The 26,948-nt window shown below is 52.7% G+C and carries 21 protein-coding genes and 2 pseudogenes; 14 read left to right on the top strand and 9 right to left on the bottom strand.

Annotated features, from left to right (window positions below; all coding sequences use genetic code 11):
• Nucleotides 1-39: 39 nt before the first annotated feature.
• Both OGY13_RS09760 and rpsT read right to left on the bottom strand, forming a co-directional pair.
• Nucleotides 40-1,410 (bottom strand): MFS transporter, encoded by a 1,371-nt coding sequence (locus tag OGY13_RS09760; protein ID WP_213752497.1) that lies wholly within the window; start codon nt 1,408-1,410, stop codon nt 40-42.
• A gap of 458 nt (nt 1,411-1,868) precedes the next feature.
• The gene (gene rpsT / locus OGY13_RS09755; protein ID WP_003018940.1) at nt 1,869-2,132 is read right to left on the bottom strand and encodes a 30S ribosomal protein S20; all 264 of its coding nucleotides are present in this window, start codon (nt 2,130-2,132) and stop codon (nt 1,869-1,871) included.
• Nucleotides 2,133-2,237: 105 nt separating this feature from the next.
• Here rpsT and OGY13_RS09750 point away from each other — a divergent pair.
• The 7 genes and pseudogenes from OGY13_RS09750 to rihC all read left to right on the top strand — a co-directional run bounded on the left by OGY13_RS09750 (nt 2,238) and on the right by rihC (nt 9,250).
• Nucleotides 2,238-2,453 (top strand): annotated as a pseudogene (locus OGY13_RS09750) (DUF2575 domain-containing protein).
• Nucleotides 2,454-2,460: 7 nt separating this feature from the next.
• Complete coding sequence (gene ribF / locus OGY13_RS09745) at nt 2,461-3,399, top strand: bifunctional riboflavin kinase/FAD synthetase (RefSeq protein ID WP_003829725.1); 939 nt, start codon at nt 2,461-2,463, stop codon at nt 3,397-3,399.
• A 37-nt stretch (nt 3,400-3,436) separates the two neighbouring features.
• Nucleotides 3,437-6,253, top strand: coding sequence for an isoleucine--tRNA ligase (ileS, locus tag OGY13_RS09740; RefSeq protein ID WP_213752498.1), 2,817 nt, complete (start codon nt 3,437-3,439; stop codon nt 6,251-6,253).
• Nucleotides 6,253-6,750 (top strand): signal peptidase II, encoded by a 498-nt coding sequence (gene lspA / locus OGY13_RS09735; RefSeq protein ID WP_003018932.1) that lies wholly within the window; start codon nt 6,253-6,255, stop codon nt 6,748-6,750. Before ileS ends, lspA begins: the two co-directional genes overlap by 1 nt.
• A gap of 117 nt (nt 6,751-6,867) precedes the next feature.
• Nucleotides 6,868-7,317, top strand: coding sequence for an FKBP-type peptidyl-prolyl cis-trans isomerase (gene fkpB / locus OGY13_RS09730; RefSeq protein WP_213752499.1), 450 nt, complete (start codon nt 6,868-6,870; stop codon nt 7,315-7,317).
• Between the two features lies 1 nt (nt 7,318).
• Nucleotides 7,319-8,269 (top strand): 4-hydroxy-3-methylbut-2-enyl diphosphate reductase, encoded by a 951-nt coding sequence (ispH, locus tag OGY13_RS09725; protein WP_003018925.1) that lies wholly within the window; start codon nt 7,319-7,321, stop codon nt 8,267-8,269.
• A 66-nt stretch (nt 8,270-8,335) separates the two neighbouring features.
• On the top strand, nt 8,336-9,250 hold the full coding sequence (rihC, locus tag OGY13_RS09720; RefSeq protein WP_213752500.1) for a ribonucleoside hydrolase RihC: 915 nt from the start codon (nt 8,336-8,338) through the stop codon (nt 9,248-9,250).
• Nucleotides 9,251-9,256: 6 nt separating this feature from the next.
• On the opposite strand, the pseudogene OGY13_RS09715 reads toward rihC, so the two are convergent.
• Nucleotides 9,257-10,159 (bottom strand): annotated as a pseudogene (locus OGY13_RS09715) (LysR family transcriptional regulator); the annotation flags it as partial.
• A gap of 92 nt (nt 10,160-10,251) precedes the next feature.
• Between OGY13_RS09715 and OGY13_RS09710 the strand changes: the two are divergent.
• The 5 genes from OGY13_RS09710 (at nt 10,252) to caiF (ending at nt 17,493) form a co-directional block, all read left to right on the top strand.
• Nucleotides 10,252-10,884, top strand: coding sequence for an alanyl-tRNA editing protein (locus tag OGY13_RS09710; protein ID WP_213752502.1), 633 nt, complete (start codon nt 10,252-10,254; stop codon nt 10,882-10,884).
• 268 nt (nt 10,885-11,152) lie between these two features.
• The gene (gene dapB / locus OGY13_RS09705; protein ID WP_213752503.1) at nt 11,153-11,974 is read left to right on the top strand and encodes a 4-hydroxy-tetrahydrodipicolinate reductase; all 822 of its coding nucleotides are present in this window, start codon (nt 11,153-11,155) and stop codon (nt 11,972-11,974) included.
• A 455-nt stretch (nt 11,975-12,429) separates the two neighbouring features.
• A complete protein-coding gene (gene carA, locus OGY13_RS09700; RefSeq protein WP_003829709.1) occupies nt 12,430-13,578 on the top strand; it encodes a glutamine-hydrolyzing carbamoyl-phosphate synthase small subunit in 1,149 nt (382 codons plus the stop codon).
• A 17-nt stretch (nt 13,579-13,595) separates the two neighbouring features.
• Nucleotides 13,596-16,820 carry a carbamoyl-phosphate synthase large subunit gene (gene carB, locus OGY13_RS09695; RefSeq protein WP_003829707.1) on the top strand — a complete coding sequence of 1,075 codons (3,225 nt, stop codon included), beginning with the start codon at nt 13,596-13,598 and terminating at the stop codon, nt 16,818-16,820.
• A 277-nt stretch (nt 16,821-17,097) separates the two neighbouring features.
• The gene (gene caiF, locus OGY13_RS09690) at nt 17,098-17,493 is read left to right on the top strand and encodes a carnitine metabolism transcriptional regulator CaiF (protein WP_003829705.1); all 396 of its coding nucleotides are present in this window, start codon (nt 17,098-17,100) and stop codon (nt 17,491-17,493) included.
• Between the two features lie 76 nt (nt 17,494-17,569).
• Here caiF and caiE read toward each other — a convergent pair whose 3' ends face one another.
• The 6 genes from caiE to caiT form a co-directional block, all read right to left on the bottom strand.
• On the bottom strand, nt 17,570-18,166 hold the full coding sequence (gene caiE, locus OGY13_RS09685) for a carnitine operon protein CaiE (protein WP_079934404.1): 597 nt from the start codon (nt 18,164-18,166) through the stop codon (nt 17,570-17,572).
• A gap of 55 nt (nt 18,167-18,221) precedes the next feature.
• Nucleotides 18,222-19,007: a crotonobetainyl-CoA hydratase gene (gene caiD / locus OGY13_RS09680; RefSeq protein ID WP_186413747.1), complete on the bottom strand. Its 786-nt coding sequence runs from the start codon at nt 19,005-19,007 to the stop codon at nt 18,222-18,224.
• A 54-nt stretch (nt 19,008-19,061) separates the two neighbouring features.
• Nucleotides 19,062-20,615, bottom strand: a complete 1,554-nt coding sequence (gene caiC / locus OGY13_RS09675; protein ID WP_186413746.1) for a crotonobetaine/carnitine-CoA ligase — start codon at nt 20,613-20,615, stop codon at nt 19,062-19,064.
• 61 nt (nt 20,616-20,676) lie between these two features.
• Nucleotides 20,677-21,894 carry an L-carnitine CoA-transferase gene (caiB, locus tag OGY13_RS09670; protein WP_003018901.1) on the bottom strand — a complete coding sequence of 406 codons (1,218 nt, stop codon included), beginning with the start codon at nt 21,892-21,894 and terminating at the stop codon, nt 20,677-20,679.
• 123 nt (nt 21,895-22,017) lie between these two features.
• Nucleotides 22,018-23,160, bottom strand: coding sequence for a crotonobetainyl-CoA dehydrogenase (gene caiA / locus OGY13_RS09665; protein WP_003018898.1), 1,143 nt, complete (start codon nt 23,158-23,160; stop codon nt 22,018-22,020).
• A 34-nt stretch (nt 23,161-23,194) separates the two neighbouring features.
• Nucleotides 23,195-24,712: an L-carnitine/gamma-butyrobetaine antiporter gene (gene caiT / locus OGY13_RS09660; protein WP_003829695.1), complete on the bottom strand. Its 1,518-nt coding sequence runs from the start codon at nt 24,710-24,712 to the stop codon at nt 23,195-23,197.
• 479 nt (nt 24,713-25,191) lie between these two features.
• Here caiT and OGY13_RS09655 point away from each other — a divergent pair, with 479 nt between their 5' ends.
• Both OGY13_RS09655 and OGY13_RS09650 read left to right on the top strand, forming a co-directional pair.
• Nucleotides 25,192-25,962: an electron transfer flavoprotein FixA gene (locus OGY13_RS09655; protein ID WP_204191980.1), complete on the top strand. Its 771-nt coding sequence runs from the start codon at nt 25,192-25,194 to the stop codon at nt 25,960-25,962.
• Between the two features lie 15 nt (nt 25,963-25,977).
• Nucleotides 25,978-26,919 (top strand): electron transfer flavoprotein subunit alpha/FixB family protein, encoded by a 942-nt coding sequence (locus tag OGY13_RS09650; protein ID WP_213752504.1) that lies wholly within the window; start codon nt 25,978-25,980, stop codon nt 26,917-26,919.
• The last annotated feature ends 29 nt before the right edge of the window (nt 26,920-26,948 follow it).

The raw sequence follows: 26,948 nt of genomic DNA, 5'->3' as shown, positions 1-26,948 counted from the left end.
GTGCCTCCCATATTTCGAGGGTGAAGGTAAGGATCGTTTTTAGTTGATGGTTTCCAGATCGTGGCGAATCTTCTCTTCCATCGCTTCGTATTTACGAAAGAAAAGTAGTGGGATCGCTGCGAGCGCGAAGAGTAGGGCGGGTGCCCAGATAAAGGCCCAGGTAATTCCCTCCAGACCCGCAGCACTCTGGGCATGGTTGGGGACATAGCCAAAACTGTTCATGATCCAGGCAGCGAAAGCGGTACCGAGGCCACTACCCATCTTGATGCAGAAGGTGCTGCCGAAGGCGATAAGAATGCCGGTAGCTTTAATACCCGTCTTCCAGGCACCGAAATCGACGGCGAAGCCCAGCATGGCAAACGGCATTGAGCAGGCGATACCGCTGCCGATATTGCCGAGTATCCAGGCGGCGATGAGAAAAGGAATGTTGTCCGCTGCCAGCCACATCATGATGCCGCCAAGCGTGGCGACCAGCAGACCGCCTACCCATATCCACGTTTTAGCCAGGTATTTGCTAAAGAAGGGGATAGCGATGATAAACAGGATCTGAATTGTCGCCAGGCTGTTAATCAGCGGAACCAGATCTTTGCGGTCGAGGTTGTAGGTAAGATAGTAGACAATCGTTGTGGAGCGTTGTTGTAGGGCAATCCAGAAGATCAGGTTTGCCAGCACCATCAGGATCCATGGCCAGTTGCCTTTCATTGCCGCAAAACTCTTTTTCATCGGCAATTTAGGTTCTTGTTGAATTTTATCCGTATTCATTTCTCGGATATTTTTAAAGGCGAAAAGCGTTAACGAACAGGATATTACGGCAAATATAATCGCCGTATAAATAAAACCCGCATGATCATTTCCGTTACCTAAAAAAGCAACTAACGGCAGTGCGGTCGCATTCATTAATAAAACCCCAATTTGCCCACCGGTCATTCGCCAGGAATTTAAAACCAGTCTTTCCTTAGGAGATAAGGTCATCAGAGGTAATATTGCACTGAGTGGTGTATTAAGTCCGGTAAATAGAATGCTGGCAATCATATAAGATATTGCTGCATAGATAGCTTTTCCGGTCATACTGATATCAGGAGACCAAAATGACAGGGCGCTGAATACGGCAAAAGGTAATGGCAACCATAAAAACCAGGGGCGGCATTTACCGTAACGCGAACGCGTTTTATCGATGATGATCCCCCATATGGGGGCGTCTATGCCATCGACAATACGCGCCAGCAGCAGGATGACGCCTGCTACGGCGAGGCTAATACCTGCAACGTCTGTGTAGAAATATAAAATGTAAGTTGAACCGAAACAATACAGCAGATTACCCGCCACATCCAAAGAGCCGTAGCTAATACGCTGTAGTAAAGATAATGATGTTGACCCGCATGACTGGGTATCCTCAATAACAGAACTCATAATAATAACTCCGATACTGGAACGATACGCCCAGAAAAACAGCTTTTACTTTCCAAGCAAGTTTTAAATATTATTTTTTATGTCGTTACTGAATTTATCCTCAGATTAAAATGAGTGAGTAAGGTGTACATGAAAAGTAGTTAACCCTACCGCGGCAATCAATTATCAAATCTTACATCAGGATTGCGTTTATTCGTTTTTGAATGAACGATGTTTCTATTTGCTAAGGTGGTCACAGTTTTATTAATATTGAAATAAAAAAAGGAAAACAGTGAAAGAAAATAACTTTCACGTATTACGCGACGCGACTGAGGATGGGATAGCTGAAAAAACAGGCTGGTCAGGAAGAGTGTGAACGAGCGAGAACAACATCAGTGGCTAATGAGAAAAACGTCAGATAGCAGGCATAAAAAAACCCGCTTGCGCGGGTTTTTCACAAAGCGACAACAAGCAGGCGATTAAGCCAGTTTGTTGATCTGTGCAGTCAGGTTTGCTTTATGACGTGCAGCTTTGTTTTTGTGGATCAGACCTTTAGCAGCCTGACGGTCCACGATTGGTTGCATTTCGTTAAATGCTTTCAGTGCAGTAGCTTTGTCGCCAGCTTCGATAGCTGCGTATACTTTCTTGATGAAAGTACGCATCATAGAGCGACGGCTAGCGTTGTGCTTGCGGGCCTTTTCAGACTGAACGGCGCGCTTCTTAGCTGATTTGATATTAGCCAAGGTCCAACTCCCAAATGTGTTCTATATGGACAATTCAAAGGCCGAGGAATATGCCCTTTTAGCCTTCTTTTGTCAATGGATTTGTGCAAATAAGCGCCGTTTAAATTGCAGCACTCGTTGCGTAGTGATGGCGCAGGATTCTACCAGCTTGCGTGGCGTGAATACAGCTTTTCCACGAGAAAAATTGCATTGGCGTGCCCGTGAAGGTCTGCAATTTGTTTCATAACAATGAAAACAATCCTCTTTCTGTTTCGTAGAAACAATCGCCGGTTAACGTTGACCGCGGTACAGGGTATACTTTCACGATTTTCACTGTTTTGAGCCAGACATGAAGCTGATACGAGGCATACATAATCTCAGTCAGGCCCCGCATGGGTGTGTGCTGACTATTGGTAATTTCGACGGCGTGCACCGTGGCCACCGTGCGTTGCTGCAGGGTTTACGGGAAGAAGGGCGCAAACGCAATTTACCGGTGATGGTGATGATTTTCGAGCCGCAGCCGCTGGAGCTGTTTGCGACCGACAAGTCACCTGCGCGCCTCACTCGCCTGCGCGAAAAACTGCGTTATCTGGCGGAATGCGGCGTGGACTACGTGCTGTGCGTGCGTTTTGACAGGCGCTTTGCGGCATTAACGGCGCAGACCTTCATCAGCGATCTGCTGGTTAAGCGCCTTGGTGTACAATTTCTTGCCGTTGGTGATGATTTCCGCTTTGGCGCTAGCCGTGCGGGCGATTTCTTGTTATTACAGGAAGCGGGCGCTGAGTATGGTTTTGATATCACCAGCACCCAAACCTTCTGCGAAGGCGGTGTGCGCATTAGCAGCACCGCGGTACGTCAGGCGCTGGCAGAAGATAACCTGCAACTGGCCGAAAGCCTGCTTGGGCATCCTTTTACTATCTCAGGACGTGTCGTTCACGGTGATGAATTAGGGCGCACCATCGGTTTTCCGACGGCAAACTTACCGCTGCGTCGCCAGGTTTCTCCGGTGAAAGGGGTTTATGCAGTTGAAGTGATGGGACTGGGCGATAAACCGTTGCCCGGCGTCGCCAACATCGGCACCCGCCCGACGGTAGCAGGCGTACGCCAACAGTTGGAAGTGCATCTATTGGACGTTGTAATGGACCTGTATGGTCGCCATATAGATGTAGTACTGCGTAAAAAAATACGCAGCGAACAGCGATTTGCCTCGCTGGATGAACTAAAAGCGCAGATTGCGCGTGATGAGTTGACTGCCCGTGAATTTTTTGGGCTAACAAAACCGGCTTAATGCCTATACGAGTTTTAAATACGGAACCGAGAATCTGATGAGTGACTATAAATCAACCCTGAATTTGCCGGAAACGGGGTTCCCGATGCGCGGCGATCTCGCCAAGCGCGAACCGGGAATGCTGGCGCGTTGGACTGATGATGACCTGTACGGCATCATTCGTGCGGCCAAAAAAGGCAAAAAAACCTTCATTCTGCATGATGGCCCTCCTTATGCGAATGGCAGCATTCATATTGGTCACTCGGTTAACAAGATTCTGAAAGACATTATCGTGAAGTCCAAAGGACTCACGGGTTATGACTCGCCTTACGTTCCGGGCTGGGACTGCCACGGTCTGCCGATCGAGCTGAAAGTAGAGCAGGAATACGGCAAACCGGGCGAGAAGTTTACCGCCGCTGAGTTCCGTGCCAAGTGCCGCGAATACGCAGCGACCCAGGTTGACGGTCAGCGTAAAGACTTTATCCGTCTTGGCGTACTGGGCGACTGGTCGCATCCGTACCTGACCATGGACTTCAAAACCGAAGCCAACATCATTCGTGCGCTGGGTAAAATCATCGGTAACGGTCACCTGCACAAAGGTGCGAAGCCGGTGCACTGGTGCGTTGACTGCCGTTCCGCGCTGGCGGAAGCGGAAGTTGAGTATTATGACAAAACCTCCCCGTCCATCGACGTGGCGTTCCACGCCGCCGATCAGGATGCGGTGAAAGCGAAATTTGGCGTTTCTGACGTCAACGGCCCGATCTCTCTGGTTATCTGGACCACTACCCCGTGGACGTTACCGGCGAACCGCGCAATCTCTCTGGCACCTGATTTTGACTATGCGCTGGTGCAGATTGACGGCCAGGCTGTGATTCTGGCGAAAGATCTGGTTGAAAGTGTTATGCAGCGTATTGGCGCGGCTGAATACACCATTCTCGGCACCGTTAAAGGCGCTGAGCTGGAACTGCTGCGCTTTACCCATCCGTTTATGGGCTTTGATGTGCCGGCTATCCTTGGCGATCACGTTACGCTGGATGCGGGTACCGGTGCGGTTCATACCGCTGGCGGTCACGGTCCGGATGACTACGTCATCAGCCAGAAATACGGTCTGGAAATCGCTAACCCGGTTGGCCCGGACGGCGCATACCTGGCGGGTACCTATCCGGATCTGGACGGCGTGAACGTCTTTAAAGCCAACGACAAAATCGTTGCGCTGCTGAGCGAAAAAGGTGCGCTGCTGCACGTTGAGAAGATGCAGCACAGCTACCCATGCTGCTGGCGTCACAAGTCACCGATCATCTTCCGCGCGACCCCACAGTGGTTCGTCAGCATGGATCAAAAAGGCCTGCGCGCACAGTCGCTGAAAGAGATCAAAGGCGTGCAGTGGATCCCGGACTGGGGCCAGGCGCGTATTGAATCGATGGTTGCTAACCGTCCTGACTGGTGTATCTCCCGTCAGCGTACGTGGGGTGTGCCGATGTCTCTGTTTGTTCACAAAGACACCGAAGAGCTGCATCCGCGCGCTATCGAACTGATGGAAGAAGTGGCTAAACGCGTTGAAGTTGACGGTATCCAGGCGTGGTGGGATCTCGATCCGAAAGATATCCTCGGCGACGAAGCTGACCAGTATGTCAAAGTCCCGGATACGCTGGACGTGTGGTTCGACTCTGGTTCAACCCACTCCTCCGTCGTGGACGTGCGTCCTGAGTTTGCAGGCCATGCGGCCGATATGTATCTGGAAGGCTCTGACCAGCACCGTGGCTGGTTCATGTCATCTCTGATGATCTCCACCGCCATGAAAGGCAAAGCACCTTATCGCCAGGTACTGACTCACGGTTTCACCGTTGATGGTCAGGGCCGTAAGATGTCCAAGTCTATCGGTAACACCGTTTCTCCGCAGGATGTGATGAACAAACTGGGCGCGGATATTCTGCGTCTGTGGGTGGCTTCAACCGACTATACCGGTGAAATGGCCGTTTCTGACGAAATTCTGAAACGTGCTGCCGACAGCTATCGTCGTATCCGTAACACCGCGCGCTTCCTGCTGGCGAACCTGAATGGGTTCGATCCGGTTAAAGACATGGTGAAACCGGAAGAGATGGTGGTTCTGGACAGGTGGGCGGTAGGTTGTGCGCAAGCGGCGCAGGACGAAATCCTGAAAGCCTATGAAGCCTATGACTTCCACGAAGTGGTACAGCGCCTGATGCGCTTCTGCTCCGTCGAAATGGGTTCGTTCTACCTCGACATCATCAAAGACCGTCAGTACACCGCGAAAGCGGACAGCGTGGCGCGTCGTAGCTGCCAGACTGCGCTGTTCCATATCGCTGAAGCGCTGGTTCGTTGGATGGCGCCGATCATGTCCTTCACCGCCGATGAAATCTGGGGCTACCTGCCGGGCGATCGTGAGAAGTATGTCTTTACCGGTGAATGGTACGAAGGTCTGTTTGGCTTAGGCGAAACCGAAGAGATGAACGATGCCTTCTGGGACGAGCTGTTGAAAGTGCGTGGCGAAGTGAACAAAGTCATCGAACAGGCGCGTGCGGATAAGAAAGTCGGTGGTTCTCTGGAGGCTGCAGTGACCCTGTACGCTGAACCTGAGCTGGCGGCGAAACTGACCGCGCTGGGCGAAGAGTTGCGTTTTGTACTGCTGACCTCTGGTGCGACGGTTGCGGATTATGCAGCGGCTCCTGCTGATGCTCAGCAGAGCGAACTGCTCAAAGGTCTGAAAATCGTACTGAGCAAAGCCGAAGGTGAGAAATGCCCGCGCTGCTGGCATTACACTACCGACGTCGGCCAGGTGGCGGAACATGCAGATATCTGCGGACGCTGTGTCAGCAACATCGCCGGTGATGGCGAACAACGTAAGTTTGCCTGATGAGTAAGCCTCTTTGTTCAACAGGACTACGCTGGCTGTGGCTGGTGGTAGTCGTGCTGATTATCGATTTAGGCAGCAAATACCTGATCCTCCAGAACTTTGCTCTGGGGGATACGGTGTCGCTGTTTCCGTCGCTTAATCTGCACTACGCGCGTAACTATGGTGCGGCGTTTAGCTTCTTAGCCGACAGCGGCGGCTGGCAACGTTGGTTCTTTGCCGGCATCGCCATCGGTATTTGCGTCATCCTGATGGTGATGATGTATCGCTCGAAGGCGACGCAGAAGCTGAACAACATCGCGTATGCGTTAATCATTGGCGGTGCACTGGGCAACTTGTTCGACCGCCTGTGGCACGGCTTCGTGGTTGATATGATTGACTTTTACGTCGGCGACTGGCATTTCGCGACCTTCAATCTGGCCGATACTGCTATCTGTATCGGCGCGGCATTGATTGTTCTCGAAGGCTTCCTGCCGTCGAAAGAGAAAAAAGCCGCATAAAAAAATGCCGGATGGCGCTATGCTAATCCGGCCTACAATATACTGCGATCCTTGTTGGCCCGGTAAGCGTACCGCCACCGGGCAAACAGGCGGCAGCAATTTTAAAGAGCAACCTGCATGTCTAAATCAGTACAGAGTAACAGTGCGGTGCTGGTGCACTTCACCCTTAAGCTCGACGATGGCTCAACCGCAGAGTCAACCCGCAATAACGGCAAGCCAGCGCTGTTTCGCCTGGGCGACGGTTCTCTGTCTGAAGGACTGGAACAACACCTGCTGGGGCTAAAAGAAGGTGATAAAACCACTTTTGCTCTGGAACCAGATGCCGCCTTTGGCGTGTCAAGTCCGGACTTAATTCAGTATTTCTCGCGTCGGGAGTTTATGGACGCGGGCGAGCCAGAAATTGGCGCTATCATGCTCTTTACCGCAATGGACGGCAGTGAGATGCCTGGCGTGATCCGCGAAATCAACGGTGATTCGATCACGGTTGATTTCAACCATCCGCTGGCCGGGCATACCGTTCATTTTGATATTGAAGTGCTGGAAGTCGAACCGGCACTGGAGACGTAAAATGCAGATCCTGTTGGCCAACCCGCGCGGTTTTTGCGCTGGCGTAGACCGCGCTATCAGCATTGTGGAAAACGCGCTGGCTATTTATGGCGCGCCGATTTATGTCCGTCACGAAGTGGTGCATAACCGCTATGTGGTGGATAGCCTGCGCGAGCGCGGCGCTATTTTTATCGAGCAAATCAGCGAAGTGCCGGATGGCGCGATCCTGATTTTCTCCGCTCATGGCGTATCTCAGGCGGTGCGTAACGAAGCCAAAGGCCGTGACCTCACGGTTTTTGATGCGACCTGCCCGCTGGTAACGAAAGTGCATATGGAAGTTGCCCGCGCCAGTCGTCGTGGCGAAGAATCCATTCTGATTGGGCACGCCGGGCACCCGGAAGTCGAAGGCACAATGGGCCAGTACAGCAACCCGCAAGGGGGAATGTATCTGGTTGAATCACCGGATGATGTGCTGAAACTGAATGTGAAAAATGAAGGAAAATTATCCTTCATGACGCAGACAACGCTTTCCGTTGACGACACTTCTGACGTTATTGATGCGCTGCGTCAACGCTTCCCGAAAATTGTCGGGCCGCGCAAAGACGATATCTGTTATGCCACCACCAACCGTCAGGAAGCGGTTCGCGCGCTGGCGGAACAGGCTGATGTTGTGCTGGTGGTCGGCTCTAAGAACTCCTCTAACTCCAACCGTCTGGCTGAACTGGCCCAGCGAATGGGGAAAGCGGCGTATTTGATTGACGATGCGACCGACATTCAGGAAGCGTGGGTGAAAGAAGCGAAGTGTGTGGGCGTGACGGCCGGAGCCTCGGCGCCGGATATCCTGGTGCAAAACGTGATTGCTCGCCTGCAAGAGCTTGGTGGTGGGGAAGCGATCCCACTGGAAGGCCGCGAAGAGAACATCGTTTTCGAAGTGCCGAAAGAGCTGCGTGTGGATGTTCGTGAAGTAGAGTAAGTCTTTCCGGTTACGATTATGAGAAGATGCCAGACTTAACGTCTGGCATTTTTTTATGGAGAAACCATGCGCTTACCGATCATTCTTGATACCGATCCCGGCATTGATGATGCCGCCGCCATTGCTGCTGCGCTGTTTGCCCCTGAGCTGGATCTGCAACTGATGACCACGGTAGCAGGCAATGTGTCGGTGGAAAAAACCACCCGTAATGCGTTGCAACTGCTGCACTTCTGGAATGCGGATGTTCCGCTAGCGCAGGGAGCATCAATGCCGCTGGTGCGGCCGCTGCGTGATGCCGCTTCCGTGCACGGCGAGTCCGGTATGGAAGGGTATGAATTTGTCGAACACGACCGCCAGGCGATGGCAAAACCCGCCTTCCAGGCGATTCGCGATGCGCTGATGCATGCCCCGCAGCCCGTGACGCTGGTGGCAATTGGCCCGCTGACCAACATTGCGCTGCTGCTGACCCATTATCCTGAATGCGTATTCAACATTCACCGTCTGGTGATTATGGGCGGCTCTGCCGGGCGTGGGAACTTCACACCCAACGCCGAGTTTAATATTGCTATCGATCCCGAGGCCGCAGCGAAAGTCTTCCAGAGTGGGCTGGAGATTGTGATGTGTGGGCTGGATGTGACCAATCAGGCCATGCTCGCCCCAGACTATCTGGCGACGTTGCCTCAACTTAACCAGACGGGAAAAATGCTGCATGCACTGTTTAGCCATTACCGTAGCGGCAGCATGAATACGGGGCTGCGAATGCACGATCTGTGTGCCATTGCCTGGCTGGTGCGCCCGGAACTGTTTACCCTGCAGCCGTGTTTCGTGGCGGTTGAAACCCAGGGCGAATATACCTCGGGTACGACGGTGGTGGACATCGAAGGACGCTTGGGGCATCCGGCAAATGCGCAGGTTGCGCTGGGCCTGAACGTTGAAGGTTTCCAGCAGTGGGTGGCAGAGGTATTTGCCCGCGCGCTGTAACCAGGTGTTGTGCAACGGCACCTTCTCGCTGAGATAATCAATCATCGCCCGCATTCTGGCGGGCATATGTTGATTGCGCGTCCATAGCAGCCACAGTTCCCCGCTGTAGTCGCTAATAAATTCCCATTCTGGCAGTACCTGGACAATCTCGCCATTGGTGAGTGCCTCGCTGGCGGTGAACAGTGGCAGGCTGCCGATTCCCAGATCCTTTTTTACCGCGTCCAGGCGTACACCGGTGTGGTTGGCGGCGTAGCGGCCATGAGTCTGAATGGTCTCCATGCGCTCACCGCGTCGAAACTTCCAACGTGAATCCGCAGGTGTCTCGCCAAGACTGATACAGCTATGCTCGCGCAGTGCCTGCGGGTGCTCGGGCGTACCGTGCTTGCGTAAGTATTCGGGGGTTGCGCATATCACATGGCTGACCGGCATCAGCGGTTTCCCGTACAGGCCCGGGGAGGGCGACTGACTGATGCGCAGTGCAAGGTCGACGCCGTCGTCGATTAAATCCATATACCGGTCTTCCAGCCGAAGGCAGACGTCCACTTGCGGGTAGCGCGTAAAGAATTCGGCCATCAGTGGATGAATGACAAATCGCCCCACCGCTTTCGGCACGCTGAGGGTCAGTTGCCCTTGCGCGATGGTTTGTCGACTGCTGCCTGAGTCGACAGCCATTTGTGCCGCATGCAGCATTTCCTGCGCGTGTGCATACACAATTTTGCCCGTTTCGCTGAGCGCCAGCTTGCGCGTCGTACGGTGCAGCAACTTACTGCCCAACGCCTTCTCGAGGCGTGAAGCGCTGCGGCTAATAGCGGAAGGCGTAGCACCCGAGGCTTTGGCGGCGGCGGAGAAGCTCCCCTGGTCGATAATCAACACAAAGGTGGCAAGGTCGGGAAGAAGATTAGGGTTCATTAGTGCGTACCAGGCAAAGATGCATTGAACCAGCGCAGGATTATCGCCGTCAGTAAAGTGAATATACTCTTCCCATCAAGAGGAGAGCAATCATGACTGAACGTCTTTATTACACCAGCGATAACACTGAAGGCCAGGCTAACTTACTGAGTTGCTCGGCTGAGCCGGATGGACGGTACGCGGTGGTACTGGATAGAACCCTTTTTCACCCGCAGGGAGGCGGGCAGCCTGCGGATGCGGGCTGGATTGAAGATGAGCGGGTTGAAACAGTCCTCGCGCGCGGTGACGATGTGGTGCACATCGTGGCAAAACCGCTCCTCCCCGGTATCGTGAACCTGCGTGTGGATATCGCGTTGCGTCAACTGCACGCCCGCCTGCACTCGGCAGGACATCTTATCGGCCTGGCGGGTACAGCGTTTGGCTGGCTCCCAGTGAAAGCACACCATTGGCCCAATGAGGGGCGCATTACTTTCGCCGCCGGTGAAAACGGCACGTTACCGGATACGCTATCGCTGCAGGAGAAAATCAACGCCTGGCAGGCAGACAATCTCTCCAGACAAGTGACATTCACCGACGGGTTGCGGCAGGTTGGATTTGGTCCTCTCCTCGCTTATCCCTGCGGAGGGACGCATGTTGCCCATCTCTCTGAGATTGGGCCGGTGACGATTACTCAGGTGAAGATGAAAAAAGGGCAAATGATCGTCAACTACACGCTCGTGCCATAAAACCACATTCGCGAAAATATCTAAGCAGACTGGCTGATTTCTGCTCGTATTTCCGTCGTTTTCCCATCATTTTGCGCCATACTGAGTAAGTTTGACTTCTTTCCTGTGCTCCAGCAATGATTCATCCTGCGGGATGAATCATGTCTTTTACTGATATTCCCCTCTGTTTATCATTAAATTCTAATTATGGGTGTTTTCAGCTAGCGGCCTCCGGGCGCGCTGGTTACTCTGAAAACGGTTTACGCAATTTTTATAAAAGAGAATAGCTATGCATGAAGCACAAATCCGTGTCGCCATTGCCGGCGCCGGTGGCCGCATGGGACGGCAGTTAATCCAGGCCGCCATGGCGATGGAAGGTGTTCAATTGGGTGCCGCGTTAGAGCGCGAAGGCTCGTCCTTACTGGGAAGCGATGCCGGAGAGTTAGCGGGAGCCGGGAAAACGGGCGTTACCGTGCAAAGCAGTCTTGAAGCGGTGAAAGATGATTTCGATGTTTTCATCGATTTTACTCGCCCGGAAGGCACGCTGACGCATCTGGCGTTTTGCCGCCAGCACGGTAAAGGGATGGTGATTGGCACCACCGGCTTTGATGACGCCGGTAAACAGGCTATTCGCGATGCTGCGCAGGAGATTGCGATTGTTTTCGCCGCGAACTTTAGCGTCGGCGTGAACGTTATGCTTAAGCTGCTGGAGAAGGCGGCGAAAGTGATGGGCGATTACACCGATATTGAGATTATTGAAGCTCACCACCGCCATAAAGTTGATGCGCCGTCAGGCACTGCGCTGGCGATGGGCGAGGCGATTGCCGGGGCGCTGGATAAAGATTTAAAAGAATGCGCGGTCTATTCGCGTGAAGGTTACACCGGCGAGCGCGTACCGGGCACGATCGGTTTTGCCACGGTGCGGGCGGGGGATATCGTCGGTGAGCATACCGCGATGTTTGCTGATATTGGCGAGCGTATTGAGATCACGCATAAAGCGTCCAGCCGCATGACTTTTGCCAATGGCGCAGTGCGATCGGCGATTTGGCTAAAATCAAAGTCAAATGGTCTTTTTGATATGAAAGATGTGCTTGATTTACGCAGTTTATAGCTTTCATTACCCTTCGTGATGTGGTTATTGTAGTCACAATTATTTGATTACATAGGGCAATATTTTATTGCCCTTTTATTTTTGGATTCTGAATGTGTTTTTTCTTTTAATTGGTTATTTATCTATGTTTTGTTGGGTGATTCTGTTATCTCAATGTAAATTTTGACCAAATGGTCCACTTTTTTCTCTCCCGCATTCTGTTTTTACACTCTTTGCCTACCGCAAGCGTTTTCTACCTTGAGTTAGCTGATCTTTTTGCCTGTTAAATCGTGTGTTTTATCCCAGTGGCGCAAAATAATAATAAAAAAAGCCCTTTTGGGTAGACTTTTGTGTGAGCTATCTCTAGAATGCCGCCGTTTGCCAGAAATCCATAGGTAAGCAAATTTGCATTGATTCATGAGGTGTTAATGAATTAATATGCAAATAAAGTGAGTGAATATTCTCTGGAGGGTGTTTTGATTAAGTCAGCGCTATTGGTTCTGGAAGACGGAACCCAGTTTCACGGTCGGGCCATAGGGGCAACAGGTTCGGCGGTTGGGGAAGTCGTTTTCAATACTTCAATGACCGGTTATCAAGAAATCCTCACTGATCCTTCCTATTCCCGCCAAATCGTCACTCTTACTTATCCTCATATCGGTAATGTCGGCACCAATGAAGCCGATGCAGAATCTTCTCAGGTACATGCGCAAGGCCTGGTCATCCGCGACCTGCCGCTGATTGCCAGCAACTTCCGCGATACTGAAGACCTCTCTTCTTACCTCAAGCGCCATAACATTGTGGCGATTGCTGATATCGATACCCGTAAGCTGACGCGTTTGCTGCGTGAAAAGGGCGCACAGAACGGCTGCATCATCGCGGGCGATAACCCGGATGCGGCGCTGGCACTGGAAAAAGCAAAAGCTTTCCCAGGCCTGAACGGTATGGATCTGGCGAAAGAAGTGACCACCGCGGAGCCTTATAGTTGGACGCAGGGGAGCTGGACGCTAGCCGGTGACCTGCCGGAAGCGAAATCTGCCGATGAAATGCCGTTCCACGTTGTGGCTTACGATTTCGGCGCCAAACGTAACATTCTGCGTATGTTAGCGGACCGCGGCTGCCGCCTGACGGTTGTACCGGCGAAAACCTCAGCAGAAGACGTTCTGAAGATGAATCCGGACGGTATTTTCCTGTCCAACGGCCCTGGCGACCCGGCGCCGTGCGACTACGCAATTACCGCGATTCAGAAATTCCTCGAAACCGATATTCCGGTATTTGGCATCTGCCTCGGCCATCAGCTGCTGGCGCTGGCGAGCGGTGCGAAGACCATTAAGATGAAGTTTGGCCACCACGGCGGCAACCATCCGGTAAAAGATATTGATAACAATACCGTGATGATCACCGCACAGAACCACGGTTTTGCCGTAGATGAAGCCTCCATGCCTGCCAACCTGCGCGTGACCCACAAGTCACTGTTCGACGGCACCTTGCAGGGGATTCATCGTACCGATAAACCGGCGTTTAGCTTCCAGGGGCACCCTGAAGCGAGTCCGGGTCCGCACGACGCTGCACCGTTGTTCGACCACTTTATCGAGTTAATTGAGCAATACCGTCAGTCCGCGAAATAATCAGGAGTAAAAGAGCCATGCCAAAACGTACAGACATAAAAAGTATCCTGATTCTGGGCGCGGGTCCGATTGTTATCGGTCAGGCGTGTGAGTTTGACTATTCCGGCGCGCAGGCGTGTAAAGCCCTGCGTGAAGAGGGTTACCGCGTTATTCTGGTGAACTCCAACCCGGCAACCATCATGACCGACCCGGAAATGGCCGATGCCACTTACATCGAGCCGATTCACTGGGAAGTGGTGCGCAAAATTATTGAGAAAGAACGCCCGGATGCGGTGCTGCCAACCATGGGCGGTCAGACAGCGCTGAACTGTGCGCTGGAACTGGAACGCCAGGGCGTACTGGCTGAGTTCGGCGTGACTATGATTGGCGCAACGGCGGATGCCATTGATAAAGCGGAAGACCGTCGTCGCTTCGATATCGCGATGAAGAAGATTGGTCTCGACACCGCACGTTCAGGCATCGCTCACACCATGGAAGAAGCGCTGGCGGTTGCCGCTGACGTTGGCTTCCCGTGCATTATCCGCCCTAGCTTCACCATGGGCGGCACCGGTGGCGGTATCGCCTACAACCGCGAAGAGTTCGAAGAAATCTGCGAACGCGGTCTGGATCTTTCCCCAACCAACGAGCTGCTGATTGATGAATCACTGATTGGCTGGAAAGAGTACGAGATGGAAGTGGTGCGTGATAAAAACGACAACTGCATCATCGTCTGCTCCATCGAAAACTTCGACGCGATGGGCATCCATACCGGTGACTCCATCACCGTAGCACCTGCCCAGACGCTGACCGACAAAGAATATCAAATCATGCGTAACGCCTCGATGGCGGTACTGCGTGAAATCGGCGTAGAAACCGGCGGCTCTAACGTCCAGTTTGCGGTAAACCCGAAAAACGGTCGCCTGATTGTCATCGAGATGAACCCGCGCGTATCCCGCTCCTCGGCGCTGGCGTCCAAAGCTACTGGCTTCCCGATTGCAAAAGTTGCCGCCAAGCTGGCCGTAGGTTACACCCTCGACGAACTGATGAACGACATCACCGGTGGCCGTACTCCGGCCTCGTTTGAGCCGTCCATCGACTACGTTGTGACGAAAATTCCACGCTTCAACTTCGAGAAATTCGTTGGCGCTAATGACCGTCTGACCACGCAGATGAAATCTGTCGGTGAAGTGATGGCGATTGGCCGCACCCAGCAGGAATCGCTGCAGAAAGCGCTGCGCGGTCTGGAAGTGGGCGCGACCGGCTTCGACCCGAAAGTAAGCCTGGACGACCCGGAAGCACTGACTAAAATCCGTCGCGAGCTGAAAGACGCTGGCGCTGAGCGTATCTGGTACATCGCCGATGCCTTCCGTGCTGGCCTGTCCGTCGATGGCGTGTTCAACCTGACTAACATCGACCGCTGGTTCCTGGTGCAGATTGAAGAGCTGGTACGTCTGGAAGAAAAAGTCACCGACCTTGGCATCAACGGCCTCGACGCTGACTTCCTGCGCGTACTGAAGCGCAAAGGCTTCGCCGATGCGCGTCTGGCGAAACTGGCCGGCGTTCGCGAAGCGGAAATCCGCAAACTGCGCGACCAGTACAATCTGCACCCAGTCTACAAACGCGTGGATACCTGTGCGGCAGAATTTGCCACCGACACCGCTTACATGTACTCCACCTATGAAGATGAGTGCGAAGCGAACCCGTCCGTTGACCGCGATAAAATCATGGTGCTGGGCGGTGGTCCAAACCGTATCGGTCAGGGTATTGAGTTTGACTACTGCTGCGTACACGCCTCGCTGGCGCTGCGCGAAGACGGTTACGAGACCATCATGGTCAACTGTAACCCGGAAACCGTTTCAACTGATTACGACACCTCTGACCGCCTGTACTTCGAACCGGTCACGCTGGAAGACGTACTGGAAATCGTTCGTATCGAGAAGCCGAAAGGCGTCATCGTACAGTACGGCGGACAGACCCCGCTGAAGCTGGCGCGTGCGCTGGAAGCGGCAGGTGTACCGGTTATCGGTACCAGCCCGGATGCCATCGACCGCGCGGAAGACCGCGAGCGTTTCCAGCAGGCGGTTGACCGTCTGAAGCTGAAACAACCGGCGAATGCTACCGTAACGGCTATCGAACAGGCTGTTGAGAAGGCGAAAGAGATTGGCTACCCGCTGGTAGTGCGTCCGTCGTATGTTCTCGGTGGTCGCGCGATGGAAATCGTCTACGACGAAGCCGACCTGCGTCGCTACTTCCAGACCGCAGTCAGCGTTTCTAACGATGCGCCGGTACTGCTGGACCGTTTCCTTGACGATGCGGTTGAAGTGGACGTGGACGCTATCTGCGACGGTGAAATGGTGCTGATTGGTGGCATCATGGAGCACATCGAACAGGCGGGCGTGCACTCCGGTGACTCCGCATGTTCTCTGCCAGCGTACACCCTGAGTCAGGAAATTCAGGATGTGATGCGCCAACAGGTGCAGAAACTGGCCTTCGAACTGCAGGTTCGTGGTCTGATGAACGTCCAGTTTGCGGTGAAGAATAACGAAGTTTACCTGATTGAAGTGAACCCGCGTGCGGCACGTACCGTTCCGTTCGTCTCCAAGGCAACTGGTGTACCGCTGGCGAAAGTCGCGGCGCGCGTGATGGCCGGGAAAACGCTGGCACAGCAGGGCGTAACCAAAGAAGTTATCCCGCCGTACTACTCGGTAAAAGAAGTGGTGCTGCCGTTCAACAAGTTCCCGGGCGTTGACCCGCTGTTAGGGCCAGAAATGCGCTCTACCGGGGAAGTGATGGGCGTGGGCCGTACCTTCGCGGAAGCGTTCGCCAAGGCACAGCTGGGCAGCAGCTCCACCATGAAAAAACAGGGTCGTGCACTGCTCTCCGTTCGCGAAGGCGATAAAGAGCGTGTGGTTGACCTGGCAGCGAAACTGCTGAAGTTTGGCTTCGAGCTGGATGCGACGCACGGGACCGCGATTGTGCTGGGTGAAGCGGGTATCAATCCACGTCTGGTGAACAAGGTGCATGAAGGTCGTCCGCACATTCAGGACCGTATCAAGAATGGCGAGTACACCTATATCATCAACACCACCGAAGGTCGTCAGGCGATTGAAGACTCCAAGCTTATTCGCCGCAGCGCGCTGCAGTACAAAGTGCATTATGACACTACGCTGAACGGCGGTTTCGCCACAGCGATGGCGTTGAATGCCGATGCCACCGAGAAGGTAACCTCGGTGCAGGAAATGCACGCGCAGATCAAAAAGTAATAAACAAAAGGTCCGGTGAATATTGCTCTAACCGGATCTGTAATATAATTTTGAAAGGGTTTCTGTAAAGAAACCCTTTTTTTGTCTTGCGTAAGGTCATTCCTGGACAAGTCCGTTTCCGTAACCACATTTTCAATGTAATAAGCACGATATTGCTCACACTAATCAACATTCAAGTCGCATACTATCCTTTATATCCACAATTTTAATATGGCTTAGTTTTTATTAATTTGGACAGGCCGTAGCCAGATTTTTAATTTGTGAAAATGGTGTGCTTATGTGTGAAAAATATGTTGAAAGACCGCTTTATTTGTTAATTGCTGACTGGATGATGGCCGAGGATCGTTGGATCACCGCAAAGGAAATTTCCCGCCATTTTGATATCGAGCACTGCAAAGCAATTAATACGCTCTCTTATATTCTGTCGGAAGTGGGAGAAATTGTTTGTGAAGTTAAGATGATCCCTAATCAGATTGCCGGTCGGGGTTGTCAGTGCCAGCGTCTGGTGAAAGTCGTGAGCATTGACTCTCATCTCTACAGCCGACTGAATCACAATTTGCAGGAGAAAAAGGTGAGCATGGCGAAAACGCCACGCCTGTCTGCCGTTCCTCCAACAGAGCTCAACCGTGAGCAGAAATGGCAGATGATGCTCTCCAAGAGTATGCGTCGCTAATAATCAGTTTGCCTGATGGCGGCATAAACGGTGATTGACACGTAGGCCGGATAAGCGTGAGCGCATCCGGCATCAATTACTGTGCTGATTTGGGTTTTACGTCCGTTGTGCCTTTCAGACGTGGCCGGTTTTCTTCGACCCGCGTTAAGGGTAGTGTTTCGTGTAGACCTGTGTGGCAGCGAGTTGCAAGATCCTGATACTCTTTGGTGTTTAGCCGTTTCCAGTGCAGTTCCTGGTCCGTGACTTCACGCAATACGCGAGCGGGTGAGCCAACCAGCATCTGCCTTGCCTCTCCCTGAAATCCGGCTTTGACAAAGCTCATGGCGGCGACAATGCTCTCTTCGCCAATTACTGCGCCGTCCATAATGACGCTGTTCATACCGATCAGCGCATCTCTGCCCACCACGCAACCGTGCAGGATTGCGCCATGGCCGATGTGTCCGTTCTCATGCACGATGGTGTCGGTGTCGCAGTAGCCGTGCATGATGCAGCCATCCTGCAAATTAGAACCAGCCTCCAGGATCAAGCGACCATAGTCACCGCGCAATGACGCGTGCGGGCCAATATAAACTCCGGCACTCACTATGACATCGCCAATCAGCACGGCGCTGGGATGGACAAAGGCATCCGGATGTACCACCGGAATCAGGCCCTCAAAGGCGTAGTAGCTCATCGTTTTATCTCGGTTTTATTGCCGGATAAGCGAATCGCTATCCGGCATCGGCACATTAACGACCTTTCCACACCGGGTCGCGTTTTTCGGCAAACGCCTGCGGTCCTTCAAGCGCATCTTCCGAATGCAGTACAGATGGATAGTGCTTCAGCACGCCGCTGCGGATGTAGCGGTAGCCTTCTTCCACCGGCATTTCGCTGGTGGTGCGATAGATCTCTTTCAGTGCGGCGATAGCCAGCGGGGCGCTATTGACCAACTTCTGCGCCAGTTCACGCGCGCTATCCATCAGTTCGCCCTGGCTGACAACGCGGTTGACGATACCCCAACGCAGCGCTTCTTCGGCGCTCATTCGTCTGCCGGTCATCACCATTTCGTTGACGATTGCCGGTGGCAGCAGCTTAGGCAGACGCAGTACGCCGCCGCTGTCAGGCACGATCCCGAGCTTGGCTTCCGGCAGTGCGAAGCTGGCGTTTTCCGCGCAGACAATAAAATCCGCTGCCAGCGCCAGCTCAAAACCACCGCCAAACGCATAGCCGTTTACCGCAGCGATGACCGGCTTATCGAGATCGAAAATTTCGGTTAAACCGGCGAAGCCGCCTGGGCCAAAATCGGCATCTGGCGCTTCACCTTCAGCTGCCGCTTTTAAGTCCCAGCCCGCAGAAAAGAATTTCTCACCGCCGCCGGTGATAATCGCTACGCGTAATTCCGGGTCGTCACGAAAATTAAGAAACGCTTCACCCATGGCAAAGCTGGTTTTGGCGTCAATGGCATTGGCTTTAGGCCGGTCGAGGGTAATTTCCAGGATCGGGCCGTTACGGGTCAGATGTAATGAATCACTCATAGTTCATCTCCAGATAAATAGATTTCCCGGCAGGAGGAGTTCCTGTCGGAAGGGTTATTTCAGATTTTTTTTGATTATTTTTCCTGAACAATTGCGCGGCAGGTCGGTTCTTATCTCCATAAAAGAGGGAACCTTGAATTTCGCCATATTGTTTTCGCAGAAGCTGAAGAACTCGGCTTCGCTTAATGTTTCACCTTCATTAAGGACGATAAACGCTTTAATGGCTTCATCACGGATCGAATCTTTAATACCGACAACCACAATGTCCTGAATTTTGGGATGCGCAGAAATAATATTTTCCAGCTCGACGCAGGAGACATTTTCCCCGCCGCGTTTAATCATGTTGCAGCGCCTGTCGACGAAATAAAAATAGCCATCCTCATCCTGATAGCCCGAATCACCGGTATGCAACCAGCCCTCAGGTTCCAGCGCTTTGGCGGTAGCCTCCGGCTGCGCGTAGTACTCTTTGAAGATTGTTTTGCCCGGCACGCCTTTAATACAGATTTCGCCAATTTCTCCGGCGGGCAGGGGACGGTTGTGATCGTCACGGATTTCGGCTTCATAGCTAAATCCCACGCGGCCAATGGAGGGCCAGCGTCGTTTGTCACCGGGACGGTCGCCGATAATACCGACGATGGTTTCAGTCATACCGTAGGAGGTCAGCAGCCTGACGCCAAAGCGTTCGGTAAAATCGTCTTTTTCCTGCTCGGATAAATTGAGGTAGAACATCACTTCGCGCAGGTGATGCTGTCTGTCGGTTGGTGCAGCGGGCTGCACCATTAGCGTTCTGATCATCATCGGAATGCATTCGGTAACCGTAGCCTTATATCTATGCACCTGATTCCAGAACGCCCTGGCACTGTACTTCTCTAGCAGCACAAAGGTGCTGCCAGCGGAGAATGCGGGCATTGCGGCGGTACACTGACAGTCGATATGAAACGCGGGCATCACCGTCATGTAGACGTCATCATCGCGCAGGGCGATTTGCCAGGCAGAGTAGTAGCCTGCAAAACGCAGGTTGGAGTGGGTAATTACCACCCCTTTAGGCCGCGAGGTGGTGCCTGAGGTAAACAGAATTTCCGCCGTATCGTCAGTGGATAACGCGGGCGTATAGCACAGCGTGGTGGACTGGCGGGATTGCAGTTGGGTAAAGTGACTCACACCGTCGTCAGCCGGAAGCTGTTCGCCAATCAGACAGATATGATTAAGCGGGGTGCTATTTTCCAGTCGTATCTGGCGGTACATAGGATAAAACTGGGCGCTGGTGACCAGCAGACTTACCTGGCTGTTTTGCAGGATCCAGGCACTTTCTTCACCCAGCAAGCGGGCATTAATCGGTACCATGATGGCGCCAATTTTTGCCAGCCCAAACCAGCAAAAAATGAATTCCGGACAGTTATCCAGATGCAATGCGACCTTATCGCCCTTGCGGATCCCTAAGGAATGGAACAGGTTTGCCGTGCGGTTAATCTCTTCATTGAGCGAGGCATAGCTAAACTGCCGAACGATTCCTTCGCAGGATTCGAAAATTAACGCCGTTTTATCTCCGTACACCCCGGCCAGGTCGTCCCACATCTGACGTAAGTTTTGTCCGCCAACGATATCCATATTGCTTTATCCACTGAAATCAGGCGTGAGCGCTAACCATCGAGGGGTCAGCGCGTCGCGTTTATTCCTCAACTCTGGCCAGGCCTTTGCCGACCAGCTCATTTATGTCTGCTTCGCTATAACCAATATTTTTCAGAATGGCGGCAGTATCCATGCCATGTGACGGCATGCCACGCCAGATTTTCCCCGGGTTGTTTTTAAATTTCGGCATGATGTTTGGCCCTTTGCAGGTGCGGCCATCCATTGTTTGCCACTGAGTAATAGATTCACGGGCAACGTACTGCGGGTTGCCTTCCAGTTCAGGAATAGTCAGCACCTTCGCGCAGGCGATGTTCAGCTCAGCAAAGCGCGCCTGGACTTCGGCGATGGTGTGCGTTGCCAGCCAGGCGTCCAGTTTCTCTTCCACAAGCGGGCCGTAAGGGCATTCCACACGATGGATAAGCTGGGTGCCTTCCGGGACTTCCGGTGTGCCAAGAATGTGGGCGAGGCCAATATCCTTGAAGCATTCGTTGATTTGCGTGATGCCGACCAGCTCCATAACGATATAGCCATCGGCGCATTTATACAGGCCGCAGCCAGCGTAATACGGGTCTTTGCCTTTGGTCATGCGTGGGCAAATTTCGCCGCCGTTGAAGTAATCCATCATGAAATACTGACCCATGCGCAGCATCACTTCGTACATAGCGATATCGATGCTTTCACCTTTACCCGTTTCGCGCACTTTGTGCAGGGCCGCCAGCGCTGCTGTTGTTGCGGTCATCCCGGAGAAGTAATCGGCGGTGTACGGGAAGGCGGGCATTGGCTGATCCACGTCGCCGTTTTGGATCAGATAGCCGCTGAACGCTTGCGCGATGGTGTTATACGCCGGAAGATTGGTGTACTCCTCGGTACCAAACTGGCCGAAGCCGGAAAGGTGGGCGATAACCAGTTTCGGGTTATGTTCCCACAGCACTTCATCGGTAATACCGCGGCGGGCAAAGGCCGGACCTTTACTGGCTTCAATGAAAATATCGGTGGTTTCCATCAGCTTCAGAAACGCTTCCCGGCCTTCATCTTTGAAAATATTCAGCGACAGGGCGTGCAGGTTACGGCGTGAGAGCTGCGGATAGTTAGGCTGTACGCGGATGGTATCGGCCCATGCGACGTTTTCAATCCAGATAACCTCGGCACCCCATTCGGCGAACATCTGACCGGCGAACGGACCGGCAATTTCGATCCCTGAAAAGACAACGCGTACCCCGGAAAGCGGGCCGAAGGCTGGCATTGGTAAATGATTCATCATTTTTCTCCTGGCATTTATGGGTGTCCATGTAGGCCGGATAAGGCGCTCGCGCCGCCATCCGGCATTGATTGCCTGATGGCGACGCTAAAGCGTCTTATCAGGCCTACAGGTTGCGTCGTTCTAGCGGTATTGCTTGAGTACCGCACGACCCAACGTCAGGATCTGCATTTCGTCAGAACCACCAGAAACACGGTCAACGCGCAGGTCGCGCCAGAAGCGCGTGATGCGATGGTTGCCCGCGATACCTACTCCGCCCAACACCTGCATGGCGGTATCGACCACTTCAAATGCGGCATTGGCGCAGAAGTATTTACACATTGCCGCATCGCCTGAAGTAATGGTGCCGTTATCCGCTTTCCATGCGGCTTCCAGCAGCATGTTTTTCATGGAATTCAGTTTGATCGCCATGTGCGCGAACTTCTCCTGAATCAGCTGGAAACGGCCGATAGTTTCGCCAAACTGTACGCGCTGATTGGCGTAGCGCGCCGCATCTTCAAAAGCGCACATTGCCGTACCGTAGTTGGTCAGCGCGACGAGGAAGCGTTCATGGTCAAACTCTTCTTTCACGCGGTTGAAGCCATTACCTTCCCGACCGAACATGTCTTTCTCGTCCAGTTCAACGTCGTCAAAGGTGATTTCACAGCAGCTGTCCATGCGCAGACCGAGTTTCTCCAGCTTGTTGACCTTGATACCCGCTTTGCTCATGTCAACGAACCACTCGGTATAAACAGGTTTATCCGGCGATGCACCATCTCTCGCCATCACTACGATGTACGGGGTATAGGCGCTACTGGTGATAAAGCACTTACTGCCATTAAGATAAACCTTACCATTTTTGCGTGTATAAGTGGTTTTCAGACTGCCAACATCCGATCCCGCTCCCGGTTCGGTGATAGCCGAGTTCCACATCTGCTTACCGGTCCCCTGGAACGCCATGATTTTATCAATTTGCTCTTGGGTACCTTCACGCAGAAAAGTGTTAAAACCGCCTGGTAATTGGTACAACACGTAAGTCGGTGCGCCAAGACGTCCGAGTTCCATCCAGACGGCGGCAACGGTGACAAAACCGGCTTCCAGCCCGCCGTGTTCTTCCGGGATCAACAGGCTATCGATGCCCATATCCGCCAGCGCTTTTACAAAACGCTCAGGGTAGACGCTGTCGCGATCGCACTCGGCAAAATAAGCTTCCCAGTTCTCACTGGCCATCAGTTCACGAATACCGGCGACAAACAGTTCCTGCTCGTCATTTAAGTTGAAATCCATCTTTCAGCCTCTTGATCAATTGGGTTAATAAGAATTACTTGTCTTTCCAGTGCACTTTGGCGTCTTTAATAAAGGACAGCGTCACCATGATGTTGACGAAGAACAGCGGACATCCCCCGGCGATAATTGCGGTCTGAATGGGCTTCAGCCCACCCAGCGCCAGCAGAACGATACCGATGACGCCGACCAGAACGGACCAACCGATACGCACCAACAGCGGCGGTTCTTCACCATCACGAACTTCGCGACAGGTGGACATCGCCAGGGTGTAGGAGCAGGCGTTAATCAGCGTGACGGTGGCAATAAAGCAGAGGATAAAGAATCCCCACATGGTGGCGGTACTGAGCGGTAAAGCAGCCCAGGTTTCGATAATGGCGCGCGCCACGCCGTGTTGTTCAATCAGTTGCGGGATGTTGAGAATGTTTTTATCCATCAGCAGCAGCGTGTTGCTGCCAAGGACGGTCCACAGGATCCAGGTGGAAGCGGTCAGGCCCAGTACCATCCCAAAACACAGTTCACGTACGGTACGACCGCGAGAAATACGTGCCAGGAAGATACTCATCTGGATAGCGTAAATAACCCACCACGCCCAGTAGAAAACAGTCCAGCCCTGCGGGAAGCCGCCTTTGCCGATGGCATCGGTATAGAACAGCATGCGCGGCAGATGCATCAGCAGCATGCCGACCGAGTCGGTGAAGTAGTTCATGATGAAGCTGGCGCCGCTGACGATAAACACCCAGCCGAGCATCAGGAAGCTCAGGTAACTACGTACGTCGCTGGCGATCTTGACCCCTTTTTGCAGGCCGCAGGCCACGCAAATGGCGTTCAATATGATCCAGCAGGTAATGATGATGGCGTCGAGTTGCAGCGTATGTGGAATACCGAACAGCCATTGCATACACTCGGTTACCAGCGGGGTAGCGAGACCGAGGCTGGTGCCCATCGCGAAGATCAGCGCCACCAGATAGAAGTTATCGACGATGGTACCGAACAAGCCCTTAGCATGCTTCTCGCCAACTAACGGTACCAGCGTGGAACTGGGGCGGATAACGTCCATTTTGCGTACAAAGAAGAAGTAGGCGAACGCGACTGAAAGGAAGCTGTAGGTCGCCCACGGCAGCGGTCCCCAGTGGAACAAGCTGTACGCCAGAGCTATCTCTTTTGCGCCAACGGAGTTGGGGGCGAGGGCAAACGGCGGGGTAGAGATATAGTAGTAGATCTCGATGGAACCCCAGAACAGCACCGCGGCGGATGTACAGGAAGCGAACATCATAAAAATCCAGCTGGCGGTACTAAACTCAGGTTTTTCGTCGCCTAATTTCTTTTTCGAATACGGGCCAAAGACCAACCAGAACCAGCCGAAGAGCATGACGACCATATACCATTCGAATGCCCAACCCCAGACGTTGGTGACATAACTGAATACCGCATTAATAACGACGTTAGCGGCATCAAGATCTCTTACTGTTAACCAACAAAGTATCCCAACAATTATTAATGGCGGAAAAAAAACCTTCGGTTCAATTCCCGACTTTCTCTTTTCATTTTTCATAAGTGAATTCCAGTGTGAAAACGAAATTTATTTAGCGTGCCCGTATGTGATCGTTTGTTTATTTATTATTAATGATTTGTTGATAACCTTTTTACCTCTGGGCGCCTCAGTGAGTAACTCATAATGGGTATTCATTTCCGGCTATTCTGTTATCTGCGTCACACTTTCTTATGCTGGTTATTTTGTCTGAAAATACAAATAATTCTCTTATTAATCATAATGTTGATGTTGCTTTTTTAACTTTTTTAAGTGACTGACGTTCAATATTGTTGAACCAGCAAACAATATTGAAAATTTTCGTATTTGACATGTTTCTTTCAATATTGGTGAGGTGCATAACACTATTGAAAGTTACGAATATCAATGTGTGACATTTTCAATATTGGTGATTAATGTTTTATTTCCGAATTAAAGAGCGTGATATCTGTATTTAACACCGCCGATATAAATACGTTTCCTTCATGATTTCTGGAGATGCAATGAAGATAATTACTTGCTACAAATGCGTACCTGATGAGCAGGATATTGCGATTAATAATGCTGATGGAACACTCGATTTCAGCAAAGCAGATGGCAAAATCAGCCAATATGATCTGAATGCGATCGAAGCGGCTTGCCAGTTAAAACAGCAGGTGGGAGAGGCTCAGGTTGTGGCCATGAGCGTCGGCGGCAAAGCGCTGACCAATGCAAAAGGGCGCAAAGATGTGCTCTCCCGTGGCCCTGATGAACTGATTGTTGTCATTGACGATCAATTTGAACAGGCGCTGCCGCAACAAACCGCCACTGCGCTGGCTGCCGCCGCACAAAAATCAGGTTTTGATCTGCTTATTTGCGGCGACGGTTCTTCCGATCTTTATGCACAGCAGGTTGGTCTGCTGGTGGGCGAAATGCTGAACGTGCCGGCGATTAACGGCGTGAGTAAAATCCTCTCTCTTACCGACAGCACGCTGACGGTAGAGCGTGAACTGGAAGATGAAGTTGAAACCCTGAGTATCCCGCTTCCGGCGGTGATCGCGGTCTCTACCGACATCAACACCCCTCAAATCCCTTCCATGAAAGCCATTCTTGGTGCAGCGAAAAAAACGGTCCAGGTCTGGTCGTCTGCGGACATTGGGCTGAACGGCGCGCAAGCGTATTCCGAACAACAGGTTGCCGCACCGAAGCAGCGCGAGCGTCAGCGCGTTGTGATTGAAGGTGACGGTGAAGAACAGATTGCCGCGTTTGTCGAGAATCTTCGCAAAATCATTTAATTATCAGGGGATGTTATGAACAAATTTTCCAGTGTCTGGGTATTCAGCGATACCCCTTCTCGTCTGCCGGAACTGATGAATGGTGCGCAGGCTTTAGGTGAAAACGTTAACACGTTTGTGCTCAGCGATGAGGACAGCGCGGCGGCATGCCATTTAGGTGCAGATCATGTCTGGCTGCTCAGCGGCAAACCAGAAGACCGTATGGTTGAAGACTACGCCGATGCGATGGCCGAAACCATTCGTCAGCACAGCGAGGGCGGCGCGGTGCTGCTGCCGAATACGCGTCGGGGCAAGCTGTTAGCGGCAAAGCTGGGCTTTCGCTTGTCGGCTGCGGTCTCAAACGACGCCAGCGCAGTCGCGGTGCAGGACGGAAAAGCGGCGGTCAAACATATGGTCTACGGCGGCCTGGCGATGGGAGCAGAAACAATCGCTTCACCGTTTGCCGTGATCACTCTCAGCAGCGGAACGTTTGACGCGCAGCAACCGGATACCGCTCACAGCGGCGAGGTGCACAACGTCCAGTGGCAGGCTCCGACTATCGCTGTGACCCGTACGGCAACGCAGGCGCGTCAGAGCAACAGCGTCGATCTCGACAAAGCCCGTCTGGTGGTCAGCGTGGGACGCGGTATTGGTAGCAAAGAAAATATCTCGCTGGCCGAAGCGCTGTGCCAGGCGATTGGCGCTGAGCTGGCCTGTTCACGTCCGGTGGCGGAAAACGAGAAGTGGATGGAGCACGAACGCTACGTCGGCATTTCCAATCTGATGCTCAAACCAGAACTGTACCTGGCCGTGGGGATCTCCGGGCAGATCCAACATATGGTCGGCGCCAACGGCGCGCAGACGATTTTCGCCATCAACAAAGATAAAAATGCGCCGATCTTCCAGTATGCAGATTTTGGCATCGTTGGCGATGCGCTGAAGATCCTGCCTGCGCTGACGGCTGCTCTGGCGCGTTAAACCATTCGGGCAGGGTGCGAAAGTATCCT

The sequence above is a fragment of the Citrobacter sp. Cpo045 genome, assembly GCF_030332875.1.
Taxonomy (GTDB): domain Bacteria; phylum Pseudomonadota; class Gammaproteobacteria; order Enterobacterales; family Enterobacteriaceae; genus Citrobacter; species Citrobacter portucalensis.
This window is presented reverse-complemented; position numbering and strand designations above follow the sequence as displayed.

Excerpts from the sequence above, each read along its gene's own strand:
- OGY13_RS09760 (WP_213752497.1), bottom strand. The coding sequence starts at position 1,410 with ATGAGTTCTGTTATTGAGGATACCCAGTCATGCGGGTCAACATCATTA.
- ribF (WP_003829725.1), top strand. The coding sequence starts at position 2,461 with ATGAAGCTGATACGAGGCATACATAATCTCAGTCAGGCCCCGCATGGG.
- ileS (WP_213752498.1), top strand. The coding sequence starts at position 3,437 with ATGAGTGACTATAAATCAACCCTGAATTTGCCGGAAACGGGGTTCCCG.
- lspA (WP_003018932.1), top strand. The coding sequence starts at position 6,253 with ATGAGTAAGCCTCTTTGTTCAACAGGACTACGCTGGCTGTGGCTGGTG.
- fkpB (WP_213752499.1), top strand. The coding sequence starts at position 6,868 with ATGTCTAAATCAGTACAGAGTAACAGTGCGGTGCTGGTGCACTTCACC.
- ispH (WP_003018925.1), top strand. The coding sequence starts at position 7,319 with ATGCAGATCCTGTTGGCCAACCCGCGCGGTTTTTGCGCTGGCGTAGAC.
- rihC (WP_213752500.1), top strand. The coding sequence starts at position 8,336 with ATGCGCTTACCGATCATTCTTGATACCGATCCCGGCATTGATGATGCC.
- OGY13_RS09710 (WP_213752502.1), top strand. The coding sequence starts at position 10,252 with ATGACTGAACGTCTTTATTACACCAGCGATAACACTGAAGGCCAGGCT.
- dapB (WP_213752503.1), top strand. The coding sequence starts at position 11,153 with ATGCATGAAGCACAAATCCGTGTCGCCATTGCCGGCGCCGGTGGCCGC.
- carB (WP_003829707.1), top strand. The coding sequence starts at position 13,596 with ATGCCAAAACGTACAGACATAAAAAGTATCCTGATTCTGGGCGCGGGT.
- caiF (WP_003829705.1), top strand. The coding sequence starts at position 17,098 with ATGTGTGAAAAATATGTTGAAAGACCGCTTTATTTGTTAATTGCTGAC.
- caiE (WP_079934404.1), bottom strand. The coding sequence starts at position 18,166 with ATGAGCTACTACGCCTTTGAGGGCCTGATTCCGGTGGTACATCCGGAT.
- caiD (WP_186413747.1), bottom strand. The coding sequence starts at position 19,007 with ATGAGTGATTCATTACATCTGACCCGTAACGGCCCGATCCTGGAAATT.
- caiC (WP_186413746.1), bottom strand. The coding sequence starts at position 20,615 with ATGGATATCGTTGGCGGACAAAACTTACGTCAGATGTGGGACGACCTG.
- caiB (WP_003018901.1), bottom strand. The coding sequence starts at position 21,894 with ATGAATCATTTACCAATGCCAGCCTTCGGCCCGCTTTCCGGGGTACGC.
- caiA (WP_003018898.1), bottom strand. The coding sequence starts at position 23,160 with ATGGATTTCAACTTAAATGACGAGCAGGAACTGTTTGTCGCCGGTATT.
- caiT (WP_003829695.1), bottom strand. The coding sequence starts at position 24,712 with ATGAAAAATGAAAAGAGAAAGTCGGGAATTGAACCGAAGGTTTTTTTT.
- OGY13_RS09655 (WP_204191980.1), top strand. The coding sequence starts at position 25,192 with ATGAAGATAATTACTTGCTACAAATGCGTACCTGATGAGCAGGATATT.
- OGY13_RS09650 (WP_213752504.1), top strand. The coding sequence starts at position 25,978 with ATGAACAAATTTTCCAGTGTCTGGGTATTCAGCGATACCCCTTCTCGT.